Genomic DNA, 21,215 nt, shown 5'->3' on the forward strand with positions numbered 1-21,215 from the left:
TTTATAATGTTTTCTCTATTTCTTCAAGTGTTTTGCCTTTGGTTTCGGGTAATTTTTTCAAAATGAAAATATAACCGCTTAAGCTTATGAGTGCATAAAGCCAGAATGTGCCGCCGGCATGTAAAAGTTTATTTAGCACCGGAAAGGTGTAGGTAAGTACAAAGCTTGCAATCCATAGTGCTGTTGTTGCAAGCGCCATAGCCGCACCCCGTATGCGATTGGGAAAAATTTCGGACAGTACCACCCAGGTAATGGGGGCCAGGGTCATGGCAAAGGTGGCAATTCCCAGTAAAACCAGAATCAGAATGACGATGCCGTTCAATTCGAGCATATAGCTTCCACCAAGAATAAAATAAATCACGGCCAGTCCGATCGATCCCATTAGCATTAGCTTTCTGCGCCCCAGACTGTCAACAACCCGCATAGCCACCAGGGTAAAAATGAGGTTGATGGTGCCCGTAATGATGATGTTGAAAAGCATGTCGCCCACCGAATAGCCGGCAGCAACAAACACTTCTTCGGCATAGTTAAAAATGACGTTTATACCGCACCATTGTTGAAAAATGGCCAGTACAATCCCGATAATCAATACCGGACGTACTTTTTTATGCAGCAAGTCGCTCAGTGCTACTTTTCGATGCGATGTTTTTAGACTTTGTTCAATATTTTCAATTTCAATGGATGCATATTCTTTTCCTCCAACGCGTGTCAGAATGGCCAGTGCTTTTTCGCTACGCCCTGATTTAACCAAAAAACGGGGGCTTTCGGGTATGAGAAAAGCAAGGAGGAAAAAAGCTGAGGCAGGAAACGTTTCAGCCCAGAACATCCAGCGCCAGCCCGTTTGACCATTCCACGAAGTGAGAATATCCATATCGGTGGCATCGGGCGCGATGGGGTCGGCAATTAGGTAGTTGGCTACCTGTGCAGCCAGAATACCAATTACAATGGTTAGCTGGTTTACCGAAACCAATCGGCCACGGATGTGGGCTGGTGATACTTCGGCAATGTACATGGGAGATATGGCCGAAGCCAGGCCAATTCCCAATCCGCCCAACAGGCGAAACAGAATAAATAAGGTGAAATCGTTCACTGCTCCGGTGCCGATTGCAGATATTGTAAACAAGGCAGCGGCAATGATTAAAAGCAATTTGCGGCCAAAGCGGTCGGCAAAGAAGCCCGAACTTAAAGCACCCAGAAAACAGCCGATCAGGGCGCTGCTCATGGCCCATCCCTGTAGGTGGGGCGATGTTGTTATTTCGAAAAAACGCTCGTAAAATGGCTTGGCGCCACCAATTACTACCCAGTCGTAGCCAAAAAGTAGTCCGCCCATGGCCGACACGGCCGTAATTCCCAGGATGAATTGCTTGTTGATTTTTGTTTTGTTCATTTTAGGTTTCGATTAGTCACAGATCAAAATTAGCAGAAACAAGGAATAAAAACCATGAAATATTTTCTGATTATATGGATCATATTGACATCTTGTTGATTCTTTTTGTAGTTTTACAATTCTGATTCGAAGCGTCAATATGTTGTATTCATGCAATTTGTATAGCTGTTGCTTGAGGGCATAAAATAAAAACATTAACGAAAAGTGCATATTTGAATGAAGCGAAAAGAAGGTTTCCCCGGGCAATTGAGCTTCGTCATCCCCAAAAGCATACTGCTTAAGCTGACGGAACAACCGATGTATAACGATTTGTACATCACCGACATTGGCTACTATCCCCACGCCCTGCATCATTTTCGTGAACGAAAAGATGGCATTGATCAACTGATCCTAATTTATAATGTTGATGGCCATGGTTATGTTGAGATCGGAGGCAGGGAACACAAGCTTCCTCCCAATCATTTTTTAATGATTCCCCCCAATGTTCCTCACGCATATTTTGCTGATAAAACAAGTCCCTGGTCGATTTACTGGATTCATATGGGGGGCGAAAAAACGAAATATTTTGCCAACTCTTTTTCGCAGGTGGTGCCGGTTGAAAGAAGCAATACCTCGCGCATCAACGAACGCATTGCCTTGTTTAATGAACTTTTCAAGTGCCTGGAGATGGGTTATGGGATTGAAATTCTGGAATATGTGAATCTGAGTTTACCCCGTTTGCTTGCCACTTTCACACACATACAGCAATACCGAAGTCTGAATGAATCACTCAGTCGCGATCCTGTGAGTCTGGCGATCAACTTCATGTTGGAAAACCTGAAAAACAAACTAACGCTGAATGAGCTGGCCCTTGAAGTTAAACTGTCGTCTTCCTACTTTTCGAGGCTCTTTCTAAGCCGGACCGGCTTTCCACCCATTGAGTATTTTAACCAGTTGAAAATACAACATTCCTGCCGACTGCTCGACAGCAAGAACCTTTCGATAGCCGATGTGGCCAGGGAGATTGGCATGGAAGATCAATTTTATTATTCGAGGCTGTTTAAAAAAATAATGAATCAATCGCCACGGGAATATCGCCAGGGACGTGTATTGAAGATGCAGTAAGCCATGCAGTATATTGTTGTGTTTTTATGGCGGAAAAATCGCTTAAATTTCCCATTTTTGGGCCGATGACAAGCATAGAGAAAATAGCAGAGAAATCGCGCTTTACACGCGATGATATTATCAGGCTGCTTGATGCGGAAGGGCCCGACCGTACTCGCTTATTTAACAAAGCGCTCGAAGTGAAATTGCGCGAAGTAGGGCGCAAAGTTTATTTCAGAGGACTGGTTGAATTATCGAATGTGTGTTCAAAGGATTGCTATTATTGTGGAATCCGAAAATCGAACAGCAAGGTGAAGCGTTACAGTCTGAGCGATGAGCAGGTGCTCGAAGCGGCCCGTTTTGCTTTCAGGAACAACTATGGCTCGATGGTTTTGCAGGCCGGAGAAGTTGCCACGCCGGCTTTTACTCTCCGGATTGAGAGGCTGCTTAAAGAAATCAAAGCATTGAGCAGGGGCAAACTGGGAATTACGCTTTCGTTGGGAGAACAAAGCGGTGAGGTGTATGAGCGCTGGTTTGAGGCAGGCGCCCATCGCTACCTGTTACGCATCGAAACCTCGAATGAGAAACTTTACAAGCGCCTTCATCCCGACGATCATCTTTTTGAAACCAGGACGAAATGTCTTGAAATGTTAAAAACCATTGGTTATCAAACCGGCACAGGCGTAATGATTGGCCTGCCGTTTCAAACTACCGGACAAATGGCCGATGATTTATTGTTCATGCAACAATTCAATATCGACATGGTGGGTATGGGACCTTACCTCGAGCATGCCGGAACACCGCTCTATGAATTTCGCGATCAGTTGCTTCCTGTTGAAGATCGTTTCGATCTTTCGTTAAAAATGATTGCCATTTTACGACTGATGATGAAAGACATCAACATTGCGGCTGCAACGGCTCTGCAGGCCATCGACCCCATGGGACGTGAAAAGGCAGTTAAGGTGGGTGCCAATGTGATTATGCCCAACATTACTCCGGGGCTGTACCGCAATGAATATGCTCTCTACGAAAACAAACCCTGTGTTGACGAAGAACCCGAGCAATGTGCCGGTTGCCTCGATGCACGGGTGGCACTTGCCGACAGTGATATCGGCTACGGCGAGTGGGGCGATTCAAAACACTGGTACAGGCGCAACAGCGACGAAGGTTAAGTGAAGTTGCAAATCAGGACAAGGCCGGTTCCTCTACCTCAAGCAGCTCTGCTTCGGTGGCAAATTCGGCAGCCGTTTTTATTTTCACCCTGACCATCTTACCAATCAGGCTTTCATTGCCGGATGCAAAGCGCACAATGATTTTTCCTTCTGTTAAGGCTGAAAGATAGCCACTTTTACGGTCCTTTTTTACAACCAAAACAGTCAATTCTTTATCGCAAAGACTTTGATTGTAGCGGAAGGAGTGCTGTTTTAAAGCCTCACTCAGTATATGCAGCCGTTCCTTTTTGCTTTCGTGATCCACATCGTCGTCCCAGCGCGAACTGGCTGCTCCCGGGCGCGGAGAATAGCGGGCAATATAGGCCATGTTGAACTTAAACTCATCCATGGCTTTGAGCGTGGCGGCAAACTGTTCATCGCGCTCGCCGGTAAAGCCAACTATGATGTCGGTAAAGAGTGTTGCTTCAGGCAGTATGCGTCGGATGGAATGAACTATTTTACGGTAATCATTCAGGCTGTGATTTCGGTTCATTTTGATCAGTACCTTGTCGTCGCCACTTTGCAGCGGAAGGTGGATCTGTTTGGCCAGACAGCTGTACTGACTGATCACTTCAAGCACTTCATCGCTCATATCGCGGGGATGGGGTGAGGTAAAGTAAACCCAGAATTTTTTTCCGCTTTCTTCTCCCAGTTCACCAATCCTGCGCAGCAATTCAGGAAAACTCAGCTCGGCTCCCTTTTTGTCGAGGCCGTATGAATTAACGTTTTGTCCCAACAAGGTGATCGTCTTATAATTCTTGTCGATGAGTTGTTTTACTTCTTCCAGAATTTCTTCCGAAGGTCTGGAAACTTCTCTTCCCCGGGTATAGGGAACAGCACAAAAGGTACAGAATCTATCACAACCGTTTTGTATGGGAATAAAGGCTTCAAAGCTCGAATGATAGCTAGGCTGCACATCCCAGAAACGTTTGATGTTCTTTTCCGGTTTTTTGATCACCAGGGGCTGAGCCACTGCATTGTTTCGGTTTTCTATTTTAAATACAGCCTTTTCGAGATGAATTGCTTTTTCGTTGGCAACAGCAGGAGCGCTTTCATCAGGTCCTTCTTCACTGAAATTTTCAGAACGATAGGGTGTTACCACGCCATACTGACTTAGCATTTCAGGAAAATTGGGCAATTCATTCATGGTAAAAACCAGATCGAAAAGTTTAAGGAATTTTTCCTGATCGGCTGGCAGAATACAGCCCGATACAAAAGTGATCAGATTTCGCTTGTTTTTTTCCCTGTTCCAATGGTGTATTTTGTTATACACCTTGTCGATGGCTTTTTGTCGTACCGAACAAGCCAGGATGCCCACCAGATTGGCTTCTGCTTCATTTTCGGTGTGTGCGAAACCCATTCGTTCAATTACACTCGATACTCTTTCGCTGTCCGATTTATTCATTTGACAGCCCAATGTTATCAGATGGTATTTCATTTTTGTTGCTTGTTGAATGCTAAAAATACACCTCAGTGTGAATGTTTTCTGTCGGAATCCCCTTGTCGGTGAGGATGTCGTATACCTCAAAAATCATATCGCAGTTACCGCAGAGGTACACCTCGGTGTCGCTGCTGAAATTTTGTGTTTTGAGGTAATCGCTTGTTCGCCCCGAAAAATTACCTTTTCTGTCGCGCGAAGTACAAAGGGTATAGCGTCCGGGGGGATATTCGTCTTTTTCATAGGCTTCTTCAACATGACGAACGCCATGAATCAACTGGTAATTCAATTCGGGGTAACTTTTGATAAAGGAGTGGAAAGGAGAAATGCCGGTTCCGGTACCTACAAATAAATGGGGTTTTTCGGACCTTCTGTCCTTTTTTAATTTGAAGAATCCCATCGGACCGGTAACCCGCAGTTCATCTCCCGGTTTTACGCGTTTAAGCCTTTTGCTTACAATTCCATTTTCAACTTCTTTTACCAGTATTTCAAGATAAGGATCGTTGACCGAACTGTAAATTGAATATTCCCGGGCCTGGGGATCTCCCGCCAGTCCAACCGAAAGGTGCTGTCCGGCAATGAATTCCATATTGTTCCGGTCGAAGCGGAGTACATAAGCACTTTTTGTCAGGTGGCGAAGTGCCTGTACCCTGAATACGGGATGTTCATCCAGCTGATCAATACCAACTGATTTTTCTTCTTTAATCATCATTCTATTGACTTCTATTAGGGCATTGTCCGAACAAAACATCTTTGTCCGCGAAATGTTTATCCCCGTTTTTTGAAATGTTTTCTTGACGAAGTGAAGGTATTCAGGTAATTTTGTAGGAAGAAAAAATAAAACAGATGAAACGAGCCATTAGAAATACATTTCATTCACCGACGAATGTTCCGTCAGCTGACGGATGGCGAGTTCCATGCGGGTAGCCGGAAAGTTCAAAGAAAGCAATCTTGATCCAACAGCTAATTAGCAACTTAAGTAATATAGAACACATGAAATACAGAAAATTAGGAAGAACCGGTTTTAAGGTTTCAGAAGTAAGTTTAGGTACCTGGCAGGTAGGTGGAAAATGGGGATCACCCTTTAGTTTTGCCAATGCCGAAAAAATAGTAAACGAAGCCATTGATCAGGGAATCAATTTTATTGATACAGCCGATGTATACGGCGACGGGAATGGTGAAAGTGAAAGGGCAGTAGGCAATGTGGTCCGCAGCCGAAGTGAAGAAGTATTGGTGGCGACCAAGTGTGGAAGGCAACTGAATCCGCATGTGAACGAATCGTATACTCCGCAGGCCATGCGCAGGTTTGTTGAGGCCAGCCTGAAAAACATGGGACTCGATACCATCGACCTGATTCAGCTGCATTGTCCGCCAACCGAGGTTTACTATCGTCCTGAAATATTTGCCGAGTTTGAAAAAATGATTGCCGAAGGGAAAATAAGAAAGCTGGGCGTGAGTGTCGAAAAAGTGGAAGAAGCCCTGAAGGCCATCGAATATGACCATGTCGATACCGTACAGATTATTTTCAACATGTTCAGGCATCGTCCTTCGGAACTCTTTTTTGAACAGGCCCGCAAGCGTGATATTGGCGTCATTGTAAGGGTTCCACTGGCCAGTGGTTTGCTTACCGGTAAGTTTACACGCGATACTTCGTTCCTCCCCGGCGATCACCGTGCTTTTAACCGCAATGGCGAAGCGTTCGACAAAGGAGAGACTTTTTCGGGCATCGATTACCAGACGGGCATCGAGGCGGTTGAGGCTTTAAAAGCAGCTTTCCCCGATAGCAGTCTGGCACAGCTGGCCCTGCAGTGGATCCTGTCATTCAACGAGGTAAGCACTGTAATTCCGGGGGCATCGGGAGTAGAGCAATTACAGGCCAATGTGAAAGCATCGGATTTAAGCCCTTTGAATGAAGCGCAAATGGACCTGGTAAAAAACATCTATAACGATAAAATCAAAGCGGCAGTGCATCATCTGTGGTAACATCCTGCTGCCTTAACATCATGCTTTGTAAATGAAAACGGGCCACTGTATTATGCAGCAGCCCGTTTTTGTTTTTTGTAAATTACTTTTTTTATTCATTAGAAATCTTTTCGACGCAGCGATTTCTTTTCGCTTATCAGCCGCTTCTTGTCCAGTCGTTTTTCAACCGACGAGCGGGTGGGGCGGGTGGCTTTTCGTTTCTTCACAGGCTGCAGTGCCAGTGTAAGCAGCTGGTAAAACCGCTCGGTGGCCGCCTGCTTATTTTTTAACTGCGATCGTTCACTTTGCGATGTAATCAGCAATTCGCCGTTGCTGTTGATTCTGTTGCCCAGTTTGCTTTTGATTTTCTTCTTTTCATTTTCACTAAGCAACATGGAGCCAGTTACATCGAAACGCAATTCAACCCGCGTATTCAGCTTGTTTACATTTTGCCCGCCGGGACCGCTGCTGCGCGATGTTTTGTAGCTGAATTCCGTTTCGAAGTTTCTGCTTTTTAATTTGATGTTCATGCTTGCAGTTTAATCACTCAAAACGGCCTGTTGTTTGGCCAGTCGTGTTTTTCTTTTTTATTAAAATTTACTTTACTGGTGCTCTTTCAACATACACCTGGCTGGCTTCCTGTTTGACTACGATAATGTTTTCTCCTTTGTCGATGAAGCCATCTTCCGATTTGGCATCCCATATTTCGTTATTAATGTTCACCCTGCCCGATGGACGCAGTACGGTTTGTGCTGTGCCAATTTTACCAATCATGGTGAGCTGCATGGGGTTTACTCCAATGAAGCCATCCGCTTTAAACTGTGAACTGGTAAGCGACAAGCCTTCGAGTATGCCACGATTTGAGGTAAATAATTTCCGGCTTAGCCATAAGGACAAGAGTAAACCAGAAAATATGGAAACAGTAACCGTGAGCAGCGCAATTACAAGGGCTCTGGAAGACACATGGCCAAAATCGAACTGGATATTGTTGATGAGGCTGAGTGTGAGTCCAATGATGGTGAAGGTGAGCCCAAGCGCTCCGGCTACTCCAAAGCCGGGTATGACAAATACCTCGAGCGCTATGAGAATCAGCCCAACAATAAATACAATGATTTCCCAGTTTTCGGCCATCCCCTCGAGATAGAGCGGGGCAAAATAGGCAATGGCCGCAATGATGGCAATGGCCAGCGGAAAGCCGATTCCTGGCGATTGCATTTCGAAGTAAATTCCTCCCAGTATGCCCATAATGAGAATTCCCGAAACAACGGGATTGGTTAGAAAACCAATAATGCGGTCGAGGGTGGAAGGTTGGTATTCTTCAATAAGGTAATGCGTTATGTTGGCCAGCTCGAGCAGTTCCTCCACATTCTCGGCGATGCCTTCGCAAAAACCATGTTCCATGGCCTCAACTGCTGTGAAGGTCAGTATTTTTCCGGTGTCGATGATGCCCGGGATGTAAACATCCTCGTCGACCATGGCTTCGGCCATGCGTGGATCGCGAAACCATTTGACGATGGTGTCGTTTTCGGTGTAAATGGTATCGGCTCCGTGGCTTTGGGCAGTTGCACGCATGGTGGAGCGAAAGTACGACTGGTATTTGTCAGGTGCCTTTTCTCCTCCCTGGTTCACCACAGTAGCGGCTCCTATATTCGCTCCCGGGCGCATGTAAATGCTGTCGCAGGCAACCGAAATCAGCGCTCCGGCCGAAGCAGCATTGTTGTCGATGAAAACCCAGGTGGGAATTTCGCTGTTAATGATTTTTGTTCTGATGGAATCAGCATCCACTACGGTGCCGCCGTAGGTATTCATGTGGATCAGAATCAGATCGGCGCCCATTTCTCTGGCATTCTCATATACAATTTTTGTTTGCCGCCATACCGAAGGTGCAATCTGCTCCTTGATGTTGAATTTGTAGATAAGCAGGGTGTCAGCCGGTTCGGCACTGACAAACTGAACACTTAGGAAAATAATGGTGACAAGCAATAATGTTTTTAGTTGTCTCATGATGTAGTTTGAATTACGAGTGAGCTTTTTAATGTTAAGCTTTGGTGCCATAAAAATACTATTTTTATTGATGCATGGCTTAGGATTTTTAAGTGTTAAATTTGCCGCTTCAGTAAAAATAAAGAATGATAAATAATTATATCTTTGAAACCTCATTTTAAATTTCCCATCATGAGCTTGAATGAACTAACAGCTATTACGCCCATCGACGGCCGTTACCACAATAAAGTCAGTGAACTTGAAGAGTATTTTTCGGAATATGCACTGATCAAATACAGGGTTTTTGTTGAGATTGAATATTTTCTGGCCTTAACAAAAATTCCACTCCCGCAGCTTAAGAATTTCGATCAGTCGCAAAATGGTGCCTTGAAAGCCATTTATCGTGATTTTTCGGTTGAAGATGCACAACGTGTTAAGGATATTGAACAAACCACCAACCACGATGTGAAGGCGGTGGAGTATTTTATTAAAGAAAAATTTGAAGCCCTGCAACTCGATTCGTTCAAGGAGTTCATACACTTTGGACTTACTTCGCAGGACATCAATAACACCGCTGTTCCCTGTTCGTTGCGCGATGCCTTGCAGGAAGTTTATTATCCGCAGATTGAAAAGGTGGTGAACCAACTCGACGAACTGGCCGATGCCTGGGAAGATGTTCCCATGCTGGCACGTACCCATGGTCAGCCTGCATCGCCAACCCGTTTGGGTAAGGAACTGCGCGTTTTTGTCGAACGCATCAATGTGCAACTCGATTTGTTGAAGGGAATTCCCTGTTATGCCAAATTTGGTGGTGCTACCGGAAACTTCAATGCTCATACAGTTGCTTTTCCTGCCATCGACTGGGTCGGTTTTGCCAATCAGTTTTGTAAGAACTCACTGCAACTGGAACGCTCGCAGGTGACCACCCAGATTGCGCATTACGATAATTACGGTGCCATTTTCGATAACCTGAAACGAATCAACACCATTTTGCTCGATCTGAACCGCGACATGTGGACCTATATCTCGATGGATTATTTCAAGCAGAAAATCAAAAAGGGCGAAATTGGTTCTTCAGCCATGCCACATAAGGTAAATCCCATCGATTTTGAAAATTCGGAAGGGAACATTGGCTTGGCCAATGCCATTTTTGAACATCTGTCGGCCAAACTGCCCGTTTCGCGTTTGCAACGCGATTTGACCGATTCGACGGTTTTACGGAACATTGGCGTTCCCATTGCCCATACCTTAATTTCGATACAATCGACCTTAAAGGGACTCAGCAAGTTGTTAATTAATACCGATGCCATCGATCAGGATCTGGAGCGTAACTGGAGTGTGGTAGCCGAGGCCATTCAAACAGTTTTACGAAGCGAAAACTATCCCAATCCGTACGAAGCTTTGCTGAATCTTACCCGCACCAACAGCAAAATAGATAAAAAAGCCATCCACGAGTTCATCGAAACCCTCGACGTAAGTAACGAGGTGAAAGAAAGACTCAGGGCAATCAGTCCTAAAAATTATACAGGAATCTGAAAAACAGGGATGTTCTGCTGGACATCCTCTTTTATTTCACAATAAAACCTGTGAAAGCGGGTTATTCTTTACGAATGCATTCAAGGCTTCATGAAAGGATTATTCAAACTATTGCGTCGCTTTTTACCCCCTTTTAAAAAGTGGGTGGTTCTCAATATCGTTTTCAACCTGTTGGGGGCAATCTTTGGTGCTTTTTCTTTCATGGCACTCAGCCCTATATTGGGAATCCTGTTTGGTACCCAGTCGATGGTGACAGAAAAAACTGTCTGGTCGCTCAACTTTGATGACATCAAGCAAAATGTGTTTTACTACATGAGCCAGGTGATTGCCGATTCAGGCCACATGAGGGCACTTTTCTACATTGGGGTTTTCATGATCATCATGGTTTTTCTGAAGGTTGGTTTCACCTATCTGGCCAGTTTTTTCATGGTTCCTTTACGCAATGGTGTGGTACGCAACCTGCGAAATAAAATTTACAGGAAGATACTGGCTTTACCCATCGGCTATTTTTCCGACGAACGCAAAGGAGACATCATTGCCCGGGTAACCGGCGACGTAACTGAAATAGAGAATTCGATCATGAATTCGCTGGAAATGCTGTTTAAAAACCCGGTACTTATCATCATTTCACTCATTGTGATGGTGTATATGAGCTGGTCACTGACTTTGTTTGTTTTTGTGATGTTGCCCATTGCTGGTTTTATCACCGGGCGCATTGGTCGTACACTAAAAAAACCTTCCCGTCTGGGGCAGGAAAAAATGGGTGACATTCTCAGCACCATCGACGAAACTTTATCGGGCTTAACCATCATCAAGGCTTTTAATGCCGAAAAGAGAATGGCTGCCCGTTTTGAAGAAGAAACAAAAGATTATTACCGCACAATGAACCGCTTAATGTGGCGCCGCTTTTTGGCACATCCCGTAAGTGAGTTCCTGGGTACCACCATCATCATCATTGTTTTATGGTATGGTGGAAGTTTAATTTTAAAAAATGAAGGCGGACTGGCGCCCGAAGATTTTATTACCTACCTGGTTTTCTTTTACAGCATCATTAATCCTGCAAAAGCCTTTTCTACTGCGCTTTACAGTGTGGAAAAGGGGCTTGCGTCAATGGAAAGAGTCGATCAGGTTTTAGATACGGTGAATCATATTGCCGATCAACCCGGTGCGGTTCAGAAGCAAAGCTTTGATGGTGAAATAGAATTTAGGAATGTATCCTTTTCGTATGGCGCTGATCCGGTTCTAAAAAATATTAATATCAAAATTCCAAAGGGAAGCACGGTCGCACTGGTCGGTAAATCGGGGTCGGGAAAAACAACCATGGTCAATTTGTTGCCCCGCTTCTGGGATTTGCAAAACGGCGGACAAATACTCATCGACGGGGTGGATATCCGGAAAATCAAACTGCATGACCTGAGGCGCCTGATGGGCTATGTTAGTCAGGATCCCGTACTGTTTAACGACAGCTTTGAAAACAACATCGCTTTTGGTGTGGAAAGTACCGATGAAAGCGCCATTCATGAAGCAGCCAGGGTCGCCCATGCCGATGAATTTATTAATGAACATCCCGAAGGCTATGCAGCGAATATAGGAGACAGCGGAAGCAAGCTTTCGGGCGGACAACGGCAACGTCTTTCCATTGCCCGGGCCGTGCTTAAAAATCCTCCCATCATGATACTCGACGAAGCCACTTCGGCGCTCGATACCGAGTCGGAAAAACTGGTGCAGGATGCACTCGAAAACCTGATGCGGAACCGGACTTCAATTGTTATTGCTCATCGGCTTTCGACCATAAAAAATGCCGATGTGATCTATGTTTTCAAAGACGGAGAAATTGTAGAACAGGGAAGTCATGAGCAGCTTCTTGTAATTGGTGGCGAGTATTCACGTCTGCATCAGTTACAAATGTATTAATAGCCACTTACAGCTAATTCTTCATTTTTAAATAAGCAAAATGTGTTTGCGTCAGTGCTGTCGCACAAACAAAACTACAGCTCCCGCTATAAATTGACGAAGGTCTTTGGCGAAGAAGTTAAATTGCAATATATTTAGTTCCTTATTTCTTTTCTGTTTGAATTTTTGTTTAAAAAGATTTTGGAGAAGCTGTTTTCAAAGTTAAATTTGAAAGCATTATTAAACTGGTTGATGCTTTATTCCTGATTGTTTAATTGCATTCAACAATGTACGTGCTTTTATAAGTAGCTTTATGCTACTTTTGTTTGGGGTTTTGGGGCCTTTGCAGTTAGCGTTTTCAAGTGTTTTCATTGAAACAAAACTGTAATCGGCTTGTGGTGATTTGATAAAAAGAAAGTTATGAAGAAAATAGTTCTTTTTCTGCAGCTGGTATTATTTTCATTTTCGGCGATGAATGCTATGGCACAACAAAGTGTAATGCGTACACCCGGAAAATATATGATGCCCATGGATAACGCATCGGCAGCTTTTCCCGGCTCGGCTAATAAGGAGGGTGAGCTTTGGGTGGTTTTTTCCGATCGTCCTGATAATCAAATGTACAGCGATAAGGCTTGCCAGAAAGCAAACGGACAAAAACTTGACTTTATGCAGGCCATGTATGTAATTGCTGAAACTGATAAGGCAATTCAGGTGGTTGAATTTGATGCAGCCGATATGCGAGGAACGCTGAAGGATGGAGCCAGAGACCGTGCTGCCTGGATCCTGAAAGATAATATGTTGTTGTGGCGCACCTGTTTAAAAACACGCGATGTGAATCTGCCTGAGTTTAAAGACGGCATTTTCAACAAGAAAGCCATGGTGCTCAATATTATTTCAGGCAACCAGTCGGAAATTAGAGTTCCCGAATACCATGCTCATCCACGGTGCAGTCAGCGCGATTCAATTAATTCAGCCCTGGTTTATCAAATTAATTATGTTTATAAGGAAACCCCAACTGCCTACTTACTTGCTGATATTCCTGAAATTTTGGACGTCGAACGGGATAAGCCAAGAGTTAAAGGCTGGGTTTTAAAGTCACAAACCACCGCCTGGAATCACCGTCTGGCCTTTGAAGTAAACTGGGATGAGCAGGCAGTTGCCGAACGAAAAGCAAAGGGCTACAAAGCAAGTATAACGGCTTCGAAAAATGGAGGAGAAAGTATCTTTAAAGAAGGGACTACATGGTATAATAAGCGGGCCATTGGTGAGGTAGACCGCTTCCCTGTGCTCGATGTTACCAATGGATCTACCAAAGTTGGTGTAATTGGTGATTTACGTTCACAGGAAGGTGCAAGCCTTTCGAGCGATGAATTTGCCGAAATAAAACATACCATCGATTCCATGTCGGGTGCATTGCGAAATGTAAATGTCATATTTGTGGTGGATGGCACCAGCAGTATGATTCCTTATTCCGGTTCAATACAGAATGCCATCAAACAAACCATGCGCGAATTGCTGAAGAGTCAGAACAATTACCGTTTTGGTGCCTTGCTTTACCGCGATGCTTCAGAGGGAAATGCGAATGCAATACATTATACCCGAGACTTAAGTTCCAATTACAACGGGGTGAACAGCATGCTGAGCCGTTACCTGAATCCTACCTTCAACCGCTGCAACAGCGATCCTGAAGAAGCCATGTATTACGGTTTGAAAAAAGCAATCGAACGTTTCGATCCACCTGTGGGAGAATCGAATTTTGTAATCCTTATTGGCGATGCCGGAAATCATCAACGGACACAATTTACCGATTGTAACGGACAAACTGCCAACGATTTTACCCGGGTAGAGGAAAAAGAACTGGTTGATTTGATGGTAAGAAAAAATATTAACCTGTATGCATATCAGGTACATCACAAAGTGGAGCAGGATGTTCAGCCGGCTTACGATGCCTTCCGTACTCAGGTTGAAAGCCTGATGACTCAAACTGTGCGTAAACGAGTGCCCGGAATGGCTTCTGCTACAGTGAGTGATTTGCTCACACAGTCGGACAAGGAAGTTGAAATTCTGCCTTCACTGGGGGTGCCGGGTTATTTCAAGAAGGCTCCGCAGGGAGGTACTGTTCATACCAGTGTGTTGATGCGCGATGTGGCCGATGCCTTAAAAGATATTGATGCCCGTGTAAATCATCAGCTTGAAGGCATTTCGGAATACCTGAATGGAAAAATCAAAGGCGATAATGCCCGTGAACTGGCTGGTTTCATTCGTAAACTCGAAGATCAGAACATTCCTTCGGAAAAGCTCGATGTGGTATTCCAGAAAAACGGACAGGTTTACAATGTGGGTTATGCCGAACGTTTTCGCGATGGAATGAAAAATCCCGTTTATCAGGATGTACTGCTCATGTCGCGCGAAGACTTGTATTCGATCAAACGTTCACTCGAAAGACTGATCCCAACCGATGAACTTTCGTTGCCACCCAACGAATCGCGTTCGTTCATCGTGTACGGTTGGGGCGAAATTCTGGTCGACATTCTGGGCTATTTCCCCGAAGTGAATGAGTCGATCGACACCCTGAGTCTATACACCCTTTCGGCCATTCTTACCGGCTGGGGAGGAAAAGAAAAATACAAGGACATCAAATTGCTCGATGTGACCTCGCCTGAACGCTTCCCCGATGTAATGCTCTATGAATACCTGATTGACTGGTGCATTACCAAGGGGCACATCCAGAGCATTTACGACGGGCAAAACCTCCTGACTGAAGATTTCTTCAGAGATCATCAGTGGACGATTTTTTACGAATACCTGTACCATCTGACCAATGGGGCAGTAGAAGAAGATCCGGAAATGGGAGCCCGGTTCAGTGAATATTTTGAAAGATACAATAAAGAGTACAATAACTTTAAAGCCTCGTTCCGGATTCCAATGGGAACCGGCTCGGGCCTTAAACATTATTGGATCGATTCCCGCATTTTCCCCCACCAGACTAAAAATTTTGGAGAAGAAGATATTATTAAATATCTCTACAGGAACTATAATAATTAAGAAGTTGAGCTAATGTCGGATCATGTTGTGAATGGGGGTTTCGATCGCCGTGATGTCTTGTTTCATATCGAAAAGCTGTCGTGTGCCTACACCGAAAATCAACCGGTACTTGAAGCGGAAGACCTGATTATCCCGAAAAGGAAGATCACTGTATTGCTCGGACCATCGGGGGCGGGCAAAAGCACCCTGCTCGAAACCCTGGGCCTTATGACCCAAACCGTTAATGGAAGTACCTCGTGCATCCGTTTCTTTCCCAACGATACCGACGAATACGATTTAGCGGGCATGTGGGGCGATCACCAGGAAGCCCAGCGCTATCACATCAGAATGCTGTACTACAGCTTTATCTTTCAGAGTACCAACCTGATGCCCAATTTCTCGGCCCTCGAAAATGTGGGTTTGACCGAGCTCATTCAAAACAAACCCGAATCGGAAGCCTACTTCAATGCGATTGAAAGTCTGGTGAAAAATCTCAGCGTTACCAGCCTGGCCTACGAGAAAAAGCCCTATGAGTTTTCGGGTGGTGAACGTCAGCGCCTGGCATTTGCACGTGCCATCAATCCCGATTTTACCGTGCTTTTTGGTGACGAGCCCACCGGCAACCTCGACCATTTTAATTCGGTAAAACTGATGCATTTTATTCGCGACTTTATTACCCGTCAGCGAGAAAATGCCAGTGCCATCATTGTGTCACACAACATCCCGCTGACCCTCGATTTTGCCGACCGCATCATCGTAATGTCGAAGCGTGAAAATGGAGTTTCGATCATCGATCCGCATTTTATTTATGATCGTGAGCGCATTAAATGGTATGAATCGAAAGAGAAGCAACAAAAAGTTCAACAGGAAATAGAGCTCCTGCTCAATTCTGATACCGAAAGTTATGTGCGTATTCTAATGCACCTTTCGGAGCATAAGGTCGATGAAGGTTTTTTCGAGTTGGTAAAAAGCAGGATGACAGCCCATCAAACGGCCATGGAAGCCGATAAGGCTTATCCCGAGGAAGAACAAAAAGCCTTTCGTGACTGGCTGACTGCTGAACTCGAAGAAAAGGAAATTGCCAACAACGAAGTAAAAGAACACATCCGTCAGTTTGCCTTTGGTGAAATCAAGAAGGCAGATATTAAAATAAACGATGTGATCAGAACCATTCAGGATCTGAAATTTAAAACGGCAGTTGAAGGACAGCGTGACAAAAAGAGAACAAAAAATACCGGCATCGAGCAGCAGGAACTGGGGAACAGCAACAACCCTGTTGCCAGTATCCTGGGCTTTATTCCCTGGCTTGTTTTATCACTTGCCCCTTTCATCACCACGCTGATTAACCGAAGTGCCGAATTGATCCATCGCGGTTTCAAACGCGTTGTGAAACCGGTATTGCCTGTTGAACGAAACGACGATGATTCGTTCAACCCGCTGTTGTTTTCGTTTCGCGACATTATTCCCGTTGTTTTTTATAAGCTCTGCGTAGCCTGGGACTGGGTGAATGTGAAATACAAGCTGTTCATTAAATTCAACCTGAAACAGCACTGGATTCCATTCAATACCATTCCACACGATTTTAAACACCTGTTTTACCGAAATGAAACAAAGGAATTGCTGGGTAAAAAGAACAAGCACTTCTGGCTGATTGTGGTCATTTTGTTTTTTACCTTTCTGGCCATTGGATTTTCAAACGGTAGTCTGGAGTACCTGCGCGAGAAAATGGAAGATCCTTTTGTTCGTTCAATCAATGCACCCATTCCGGGCACCAACCGGAATGCCAACCGCGCCATTGCCTATTACAACGCTGATTCACTTCAGCAAATCTATCATTACGACTCGATTGTAGGCTATAATAAGTGGACGGCCTATTTTCAGGGCGATTTATCTGAAAGTCCTAACCGCAGTGTCGACGGACGTTCCATTCCTTTCGACGATCCGCTGGTTGCCACCATTGTCGATCCAAAGGTAAACCGCTCGCTGGGGCAGGGTTTTACAGGCGAACGCGATATTTCGATCATTGTGACCCGCAACTTGCTGAACAAACTCGAGTGTTCTGAAACTCCGGCTTTCATTTTCAAAAAGCAGCGCGATGGCCGTCTAACGCCAATTCCTGTGAGGGCAGTTGTTGACCGGCTGCCGGGTGAACGCATCGATTTTCTGACAACTCAGCACTTCTATAACAACTACATTTCAATGGGCGACCGCTTCCTTTTTAAGGACAATAACAAGCTATATGCCTATGTGGTGATGGACTCAACTCAGTTAAGTCCCTTCAAAGAGGCTGCCGACAGTTTCTTTACCCGATATTACGACGAAGGGGGCCTGCTCGAAGTGAATACCATCGATGTGTATGCGCATCAGTACAGCTACCAGCCGATGTATGTTTTACAGGTTTCCTTCTTTAATTCAGAATACATCAGTCTTGAGCAAATTGATGAACTTTACGCCGAATTCAGAACCTCTGACGAGTTAACGCGCTTTGTTGAAGAGGCCGGTATCGAAGAACACCAATTTATTCAAAGTTATTTTCCAAATCAGGAAAACCGGACGAACGGACGCTTCGACTACATTGCAGTCAATTTTAATGACCTGAGTAATGTGGATGAATTTGCCGAAAAATTTGCCGAGGATTCTGAAATCAAGCTCGAAATGTCGAAAATTGAGCAAATGAAGAATTACAACTTTGTAAGCAAGCTGACGACCATCATGTCGTTAATTTTGATAGGATTCAGTGTATTAATGATCAATATCTTCCTGTCGAATATTTTGAGCACTCACCTGAATAAGATCAAGATGAATATTGGTACCTTTAAGGCATTCGGGATCGACATCAAAAGGATTTACATGGGAATGATGTACATCTTTGTTTTGTTGCCGCTTGTTTTGGCCCTTTTTCTGGCCGGTGTGCTTGGCTATCTCGGTTTGATTTATTTCATTATCAATGTACTTTCGCCTTTCGAGGTGGAGAAGAATCTGTATTTCGACCTGTTTAACCAATACACCCTTATCTCGGTACTGGTGCTGGCTGTGGTGAATTACTATGCTTTCAGTATCATTATTAACCGAATATTTAAACAAACACCGGGCGACCTGATTTACGACCGGAACAACAAGGCCTGATGCATACTGAACTATTTTCTGTATAAAAACTTATACAAAAGCAACACAACAAAAAGTGTTGCTTTTGTATTTTTATCGGCACAAATCGTATTTATGGCACAAACTATATTTTACATCATCATTGCAATCATCATTTTTGATTTCGTATTTGAACAGTGGTTGGCTTATCTGAACGCGAAACACTGGTCGATGAGCCTGCCAGACCAACTGAAAGACCTTTACAATGAAAAGGAATACTCGAAGTCACAAGCTTATCAGAAGGTGAATCATCGTTTTGGAATGCTTACTTCAACTTTTTCATTCTTACTGGTTTTAATGATGTTGCTATTTGGAGGTTTTGCCTTGCTCGATGCGTGGGCACTTGCCTTCTCTAGTCATTATCTGCTCAATGCCCTGATCTTTTTCGCCTTGCTGGGACTGGGCTCCGATTTGCTGACTACACCTTTCGAGCTATATCATACTTTCGTTATCGAAGAACGTTTTGGTTTTAATAAGACCACAATCAAAACCTTCATTACCGATAAGTTGAAGGGATGGCTGCTGGGAGCGTTACTGGGGGGAGGACTTTTGGCCTTAATTATCTGGATATGGCAGTTGACTGGTGACTGGTTCTGGATCATTGCCTGGGCAATAATCACCATGATAAGCGTACTGATGAGTATGTTTTATTCCAGTATCATTGTTCCGCTTTTTAACAAGCAGGAGCCGCTTGCAGACGGCCCCTTGAAGGAAGCCATCGAAGCCTTTGCAACGAAGGCTGGTTTTGTATTGAAAAACATATATGTGATCGACGGTTCAAAGCGTTCGACCAAAGCGAATGCCTATTTTACCGGACTGGGCAAACGAAAGCGCATTGTTTTATACGATACCCTCATCAACGATTTATCGACCGATGAGCTGGTGGCCGTGCTGGCGCACGAAATAGGACATTACAAACGAAAGCACATCATCGGCAGTTTGCTTGCCGGCGTGATCCAAACAGGATTCATGCTCTACATCTTATCGCTCATGCTCGATTCGGCTGCCTTATCGCAGGCGCTTGGTGCCGAAGAGGCAAAATTTCATCTGAGCATCATTGCATTTGGAATATTGTACACGCCGCTGGAATTCATTACCGGTCTTTTGATGAATTTATTGTCTCGTAGGAATGAATACCAGGCCGATGCCTTTGCAGCAGAATTTGGACTGGACGATGAACTGGCTTCTGCTCTGAAAAAGTTGTCGGTTAAGAACCTGAGCAACTTAAGGCCGCATCCCTTGTATGTATTTTTTCACTATTCACATCCTACTTTATTACAACGACTTGATAAACTTAATAATAAATGAAAGCAGAAATTATCACCATAGGAGATGAAATACTGATTGGTCAGATTGTCGATACCAATTCGGCCTGGATGGCTACCGAATTGAACCGTATCGGGTTGGCTGTGGCACAGATTACTTCGATTTCTGATCAACCCGACCACCTGGTGTCGGCACTCAACGATGCCCGAAAAAGAGCTGATGTGGTGCTGCTTACCGGTGGACTTGGACCGACAAAAGACGACCGCACCAAAAAGGTGTTGGCCGAATATTTTCGATCTCCGTTAATTTTACATGAGCCCACCCTGGAGCATGTAACGGCGTTCTTCAGAAAAAGAGGAATGAATCCCGGACGGCTGAATCACGATCAGGCCCTGGTTCCGCAGTGTTGCGAAGTATTGTTTAATCCGCAGGGTACGGCACCCGGGATGTGGTTTGCCGATGAGGGTACGATCTTTGTATCGATGCCCGGTGTGCCATTCGAAATGAAGGAGCTGATGCAACTTCACGTTTTGCCCCGCCTGCAAAAAATGAATGGTAACGAAGTCATCTGGCATCAGACGGTATTGACCACCGGAATTCCGGAATCGTTGCTGGCCGAAAAAATTGAAGAATGGGAGCTGGCACTGCCATCGCACATTCATCTGGCCTATTTGCCTTCGCCTCAGCAGATCAGACTTCGCTTTTCGGCTTTTGGTCAGGATGAAATGCAGCTAAAAAAGGAAGTGGATGAACAGATAGCACTTTTAAAAGCGATCATTCCTGAAGCCATTTTTGGCTATAACACCGACACCATGGCTGGCGTGGTAGGGCAGTTGTTACTTGAAAAGAAAGCCGGCATGGCCACAGCCGAAAGCTGCACAGGAGGGTACATTGCCCATCTCATTACTTCGGTTCCAGGCAGTTCGGGCTGGTACAAGGGCAGTGTTATTGCCTATTCGAACGAGGTGAAGCAAAAAGTATTGCAGGTCGATGGCAACAGTATTGAAAGCTACGGTGCAGTAAGCGAGCAGGTTGTGAGGCAAATGGCCGAAGGAGCCAGAAAACTGTTCGACGTTGATTATGCAGTGGCCACATCGGGCATTGCCGGCCCCGATGGCGGGAGCGATGAAAAACCAGTGGGGACAGTTTGGATTGCAGTGGCTACGCCCGATAAAACCATCGCAAAATTGATGAAATACAGCAATAACCGTGAACGCAATATCGTTCGTTCAGGGAATGCAGCATTGAACGTTTTGCGTTTGTTATTGTTAAGTGAATAGGCACAAAT

14 protein-coding genes are annotated in these 21,215 nt (G+C 44.7%); 9 read left to right on the top strand and 5 right to left on the bottom strand.

Annotated features, from left to right (window positions below; all coding sequences use genetic code 11):
* Nucleotide 1: 1 nt before the first annotated feature.
* Nucleotides 2-1,387 carry a sugar porter family MFS transporter gene (locus FHS86_RS08400; protein WP_429412556.1) on the bottom strand — a complete coding sequence of 462 codons (1,386 nt, stop codon included), beginning with the start codon at nt 1,385-1,387 and terminating at the stop codon, nt 2-4.
* Nucleotides 1,388-1,603: 216 nt separating this feature from the next.
* On the opposite strand from FHS86_RS08400, the gene FHS86_RS08405 reads away from it, so the two are divergent.
* Together FHS86_RS08405 and hydE are read left to right on the top strand one after the other, a co-directional pair.
* On the top strand, nt 1,604-2,491 hold the full coding sequence (locus FHS86_RS08405) for an AraC family transcriptional regulator (protein WP_429412557.1): 888 nt from the start codon (nt 1,604-1,606) through the stop codon (nt 2,489-2,491).
* Between the two features lie 65 nt (nt 2,492-2,556).
* A complete protein-coding gene (gene hydE / locus FHS86_RS08410; RefSeq protein WP_429412558.1) occupies nt 2,557-3,642 on the top strand; it encodes a [FeFe] hydrogenase H-cluster radical SAM maturase HydE in 1,086 nt (361 codons plus the stop codon).
* A 13-nt stretch (nt 3,643-3,655) separates the two neighbouring features.
* On the opposite strand, the gene FHS86_RS08415 is transcribed toward hydE, so the two are convergent.
* Both FHS86_RS08415 and FHS86_RS08420 read right to left on the bottom strand, forming a co-directional pair.
* Nucleotides 3,656-5,119: a MiaB/RimO family radical SAM methylthiotransferase gene (locus FHS86_RS08415; RefSeq protein ID WP_429412559.1), complete on the bottom strand. Its 1,464-nt coding sequence runs from the start codon at nt 5,117-5,119 to the stop codon at nt 3,656-3,658.
* A 19-nt stretch (nt 5,120-5,138) separates the two neighbouring features.
* On the bottom strand, nt 5,139-5,831 hold the full coding sequence (locus FHS86_RS08420; protein ID WP_429412560.1) for a ferredoxin--NADP reductase: 693 nt from the start codon (nt 5,829-5,831) through the stop codon (nt 5,139-5,141).
* Between the two features lie 281 nt (nt 5,832-6,112).
* Here FHS86_RS08420 and FHS86_RS08425 point away from each other — a divergent pair, with 281 nt between their 5' ends.
* Nucleotides 6,113-7,102, top strand: a complete 990-nt coding sequence (locus tag FHS86_RS08425) for an aldo/keto reductase (RefSeq protein ID WP_429412561.1) — start codon at nt 6,113-6,115, stop codon at nt 7,100-7,102.
* A gap of 98 nt (nt 7,103-7,200) precedes the next feature.
* Here the strand turns inward: FHS86_RS08425 and arfB are convergent, their stop codons facing one another.
* A complete protein-coding gene (gene arfB, locus FHS86_RS08430) occupies nt 7,201-7,611 on the bottom strand; it encodes an alternative ribosome rescue aminoacyl-tRNA hydrolase ArfB (RefSeq protein WP_429412562.1) in 411 nt (136 codons plus the stop codon).
* A 67-nt stretch (nt 7,612-7,678) separates the two neighbouring features.
* Complete coding sequence (locus FHS86_RS08435; RefSeq protein ID WP_429412563.1) at nt 7,679-9,136, bottom strand: NfeD family protein; 1,458 nt, start codon at nt 9,134-9,136, stop codon at nt 7,679-7,681.
* 120 nt (nt 9,137-9,256) lie between these two features.
* Here FHS86_RS08435 and purB point away from each other — a divergent pair, with 120 nt between their 5' ends.
* From purB to FHS86_RS08465, 6 genes are all read left to right on the top strand, one after another.
* Nucleotides 9,257-10,600, top strand: a complete 1,344-nt coding sequence (gene purB, locus FHS86_RS08440; protein ID WP_429412564.1) for an adenylosuccinate lyase — start codon at nt 9,257-9,259, stop codon at nt 10,598-10,600.
* Between the two features lie 90 nt (nt 10,601-10,690).
* Nucleotides 10,691-12,514 carry an ABC transporter ATP-binding protein gene (locus FHS86_RS08445; protein WP_429412565.1) on the top strand — a complete coding sequence of 608 codons (1,824 nt, stop codon included), beginning with the start codon at nt 10,691-10,693 and terminating at the stop codon, nt 12,512-12,514.
* A 399-nt stretch (nt 12,515-12,913) separates the two neighbouring features.
* Nucleotides 12,914-15,538, top strand: a complete 2,625-nt coding sequence (gene tssR / locus FHS86_RS08450) for a type VI secretion system protein TssR domain-containing protein (RefSeq protein WP_429412566.1) — start codon at nt 12,914-12,916, stop codon at nt 15,536-15,538.
* Between the two features lie 12 nt (nt 15,539-15,550).
* On the top strand, nt 15,551-18,643 hold the full coding sequence (locus FHS86_RS08455) for an ATP-binding cassette domain-containing protein (protein ID WP_429412567.1): 3,093 nt from the start codon (nt 15,551-15,553) through the stop codon (nt 18,641-18,643).
* 93 nt (nt 18,644-18,736) lie between these two features.
* Complete coding sequence (locus FHS86_RS08460; RefSeq protein WP_429412568.1) at nt 18,737-19,969, top strand: M48 family metallopeptidase; 1,233 nt, start codon at nt 18,737-18,739, stop codon at nt 19,967-19,969.
* Nucleotides 19,966-21,207, top strand: a complete 1,242-nt coding sequence (locus FHS86_RS08465) for a competence/damage-inducible protein A (protein WP_429412569.1) — start codon at nt 19,966-19,968, stop codon at nt 21,205-21,207. Before FHS86_RS08460 ends, FHS86_RS08465 begins: the two co-directional genes overlap by 4 nt.
* Nucleotides 21,208-21,215 lie beyond the last annotated feature (8 nt).

Source organism: Roseimarinus sediminis (genome assembly GCF_050433125.1).
In the GTDB taxonomy this organism is placed as follows: Bacteria; Bacteroidota; Bacteroidia; order Bacteroidales; family Prolixibacteraceae; genus Roseimarinus; species Roseimarinus sediminis.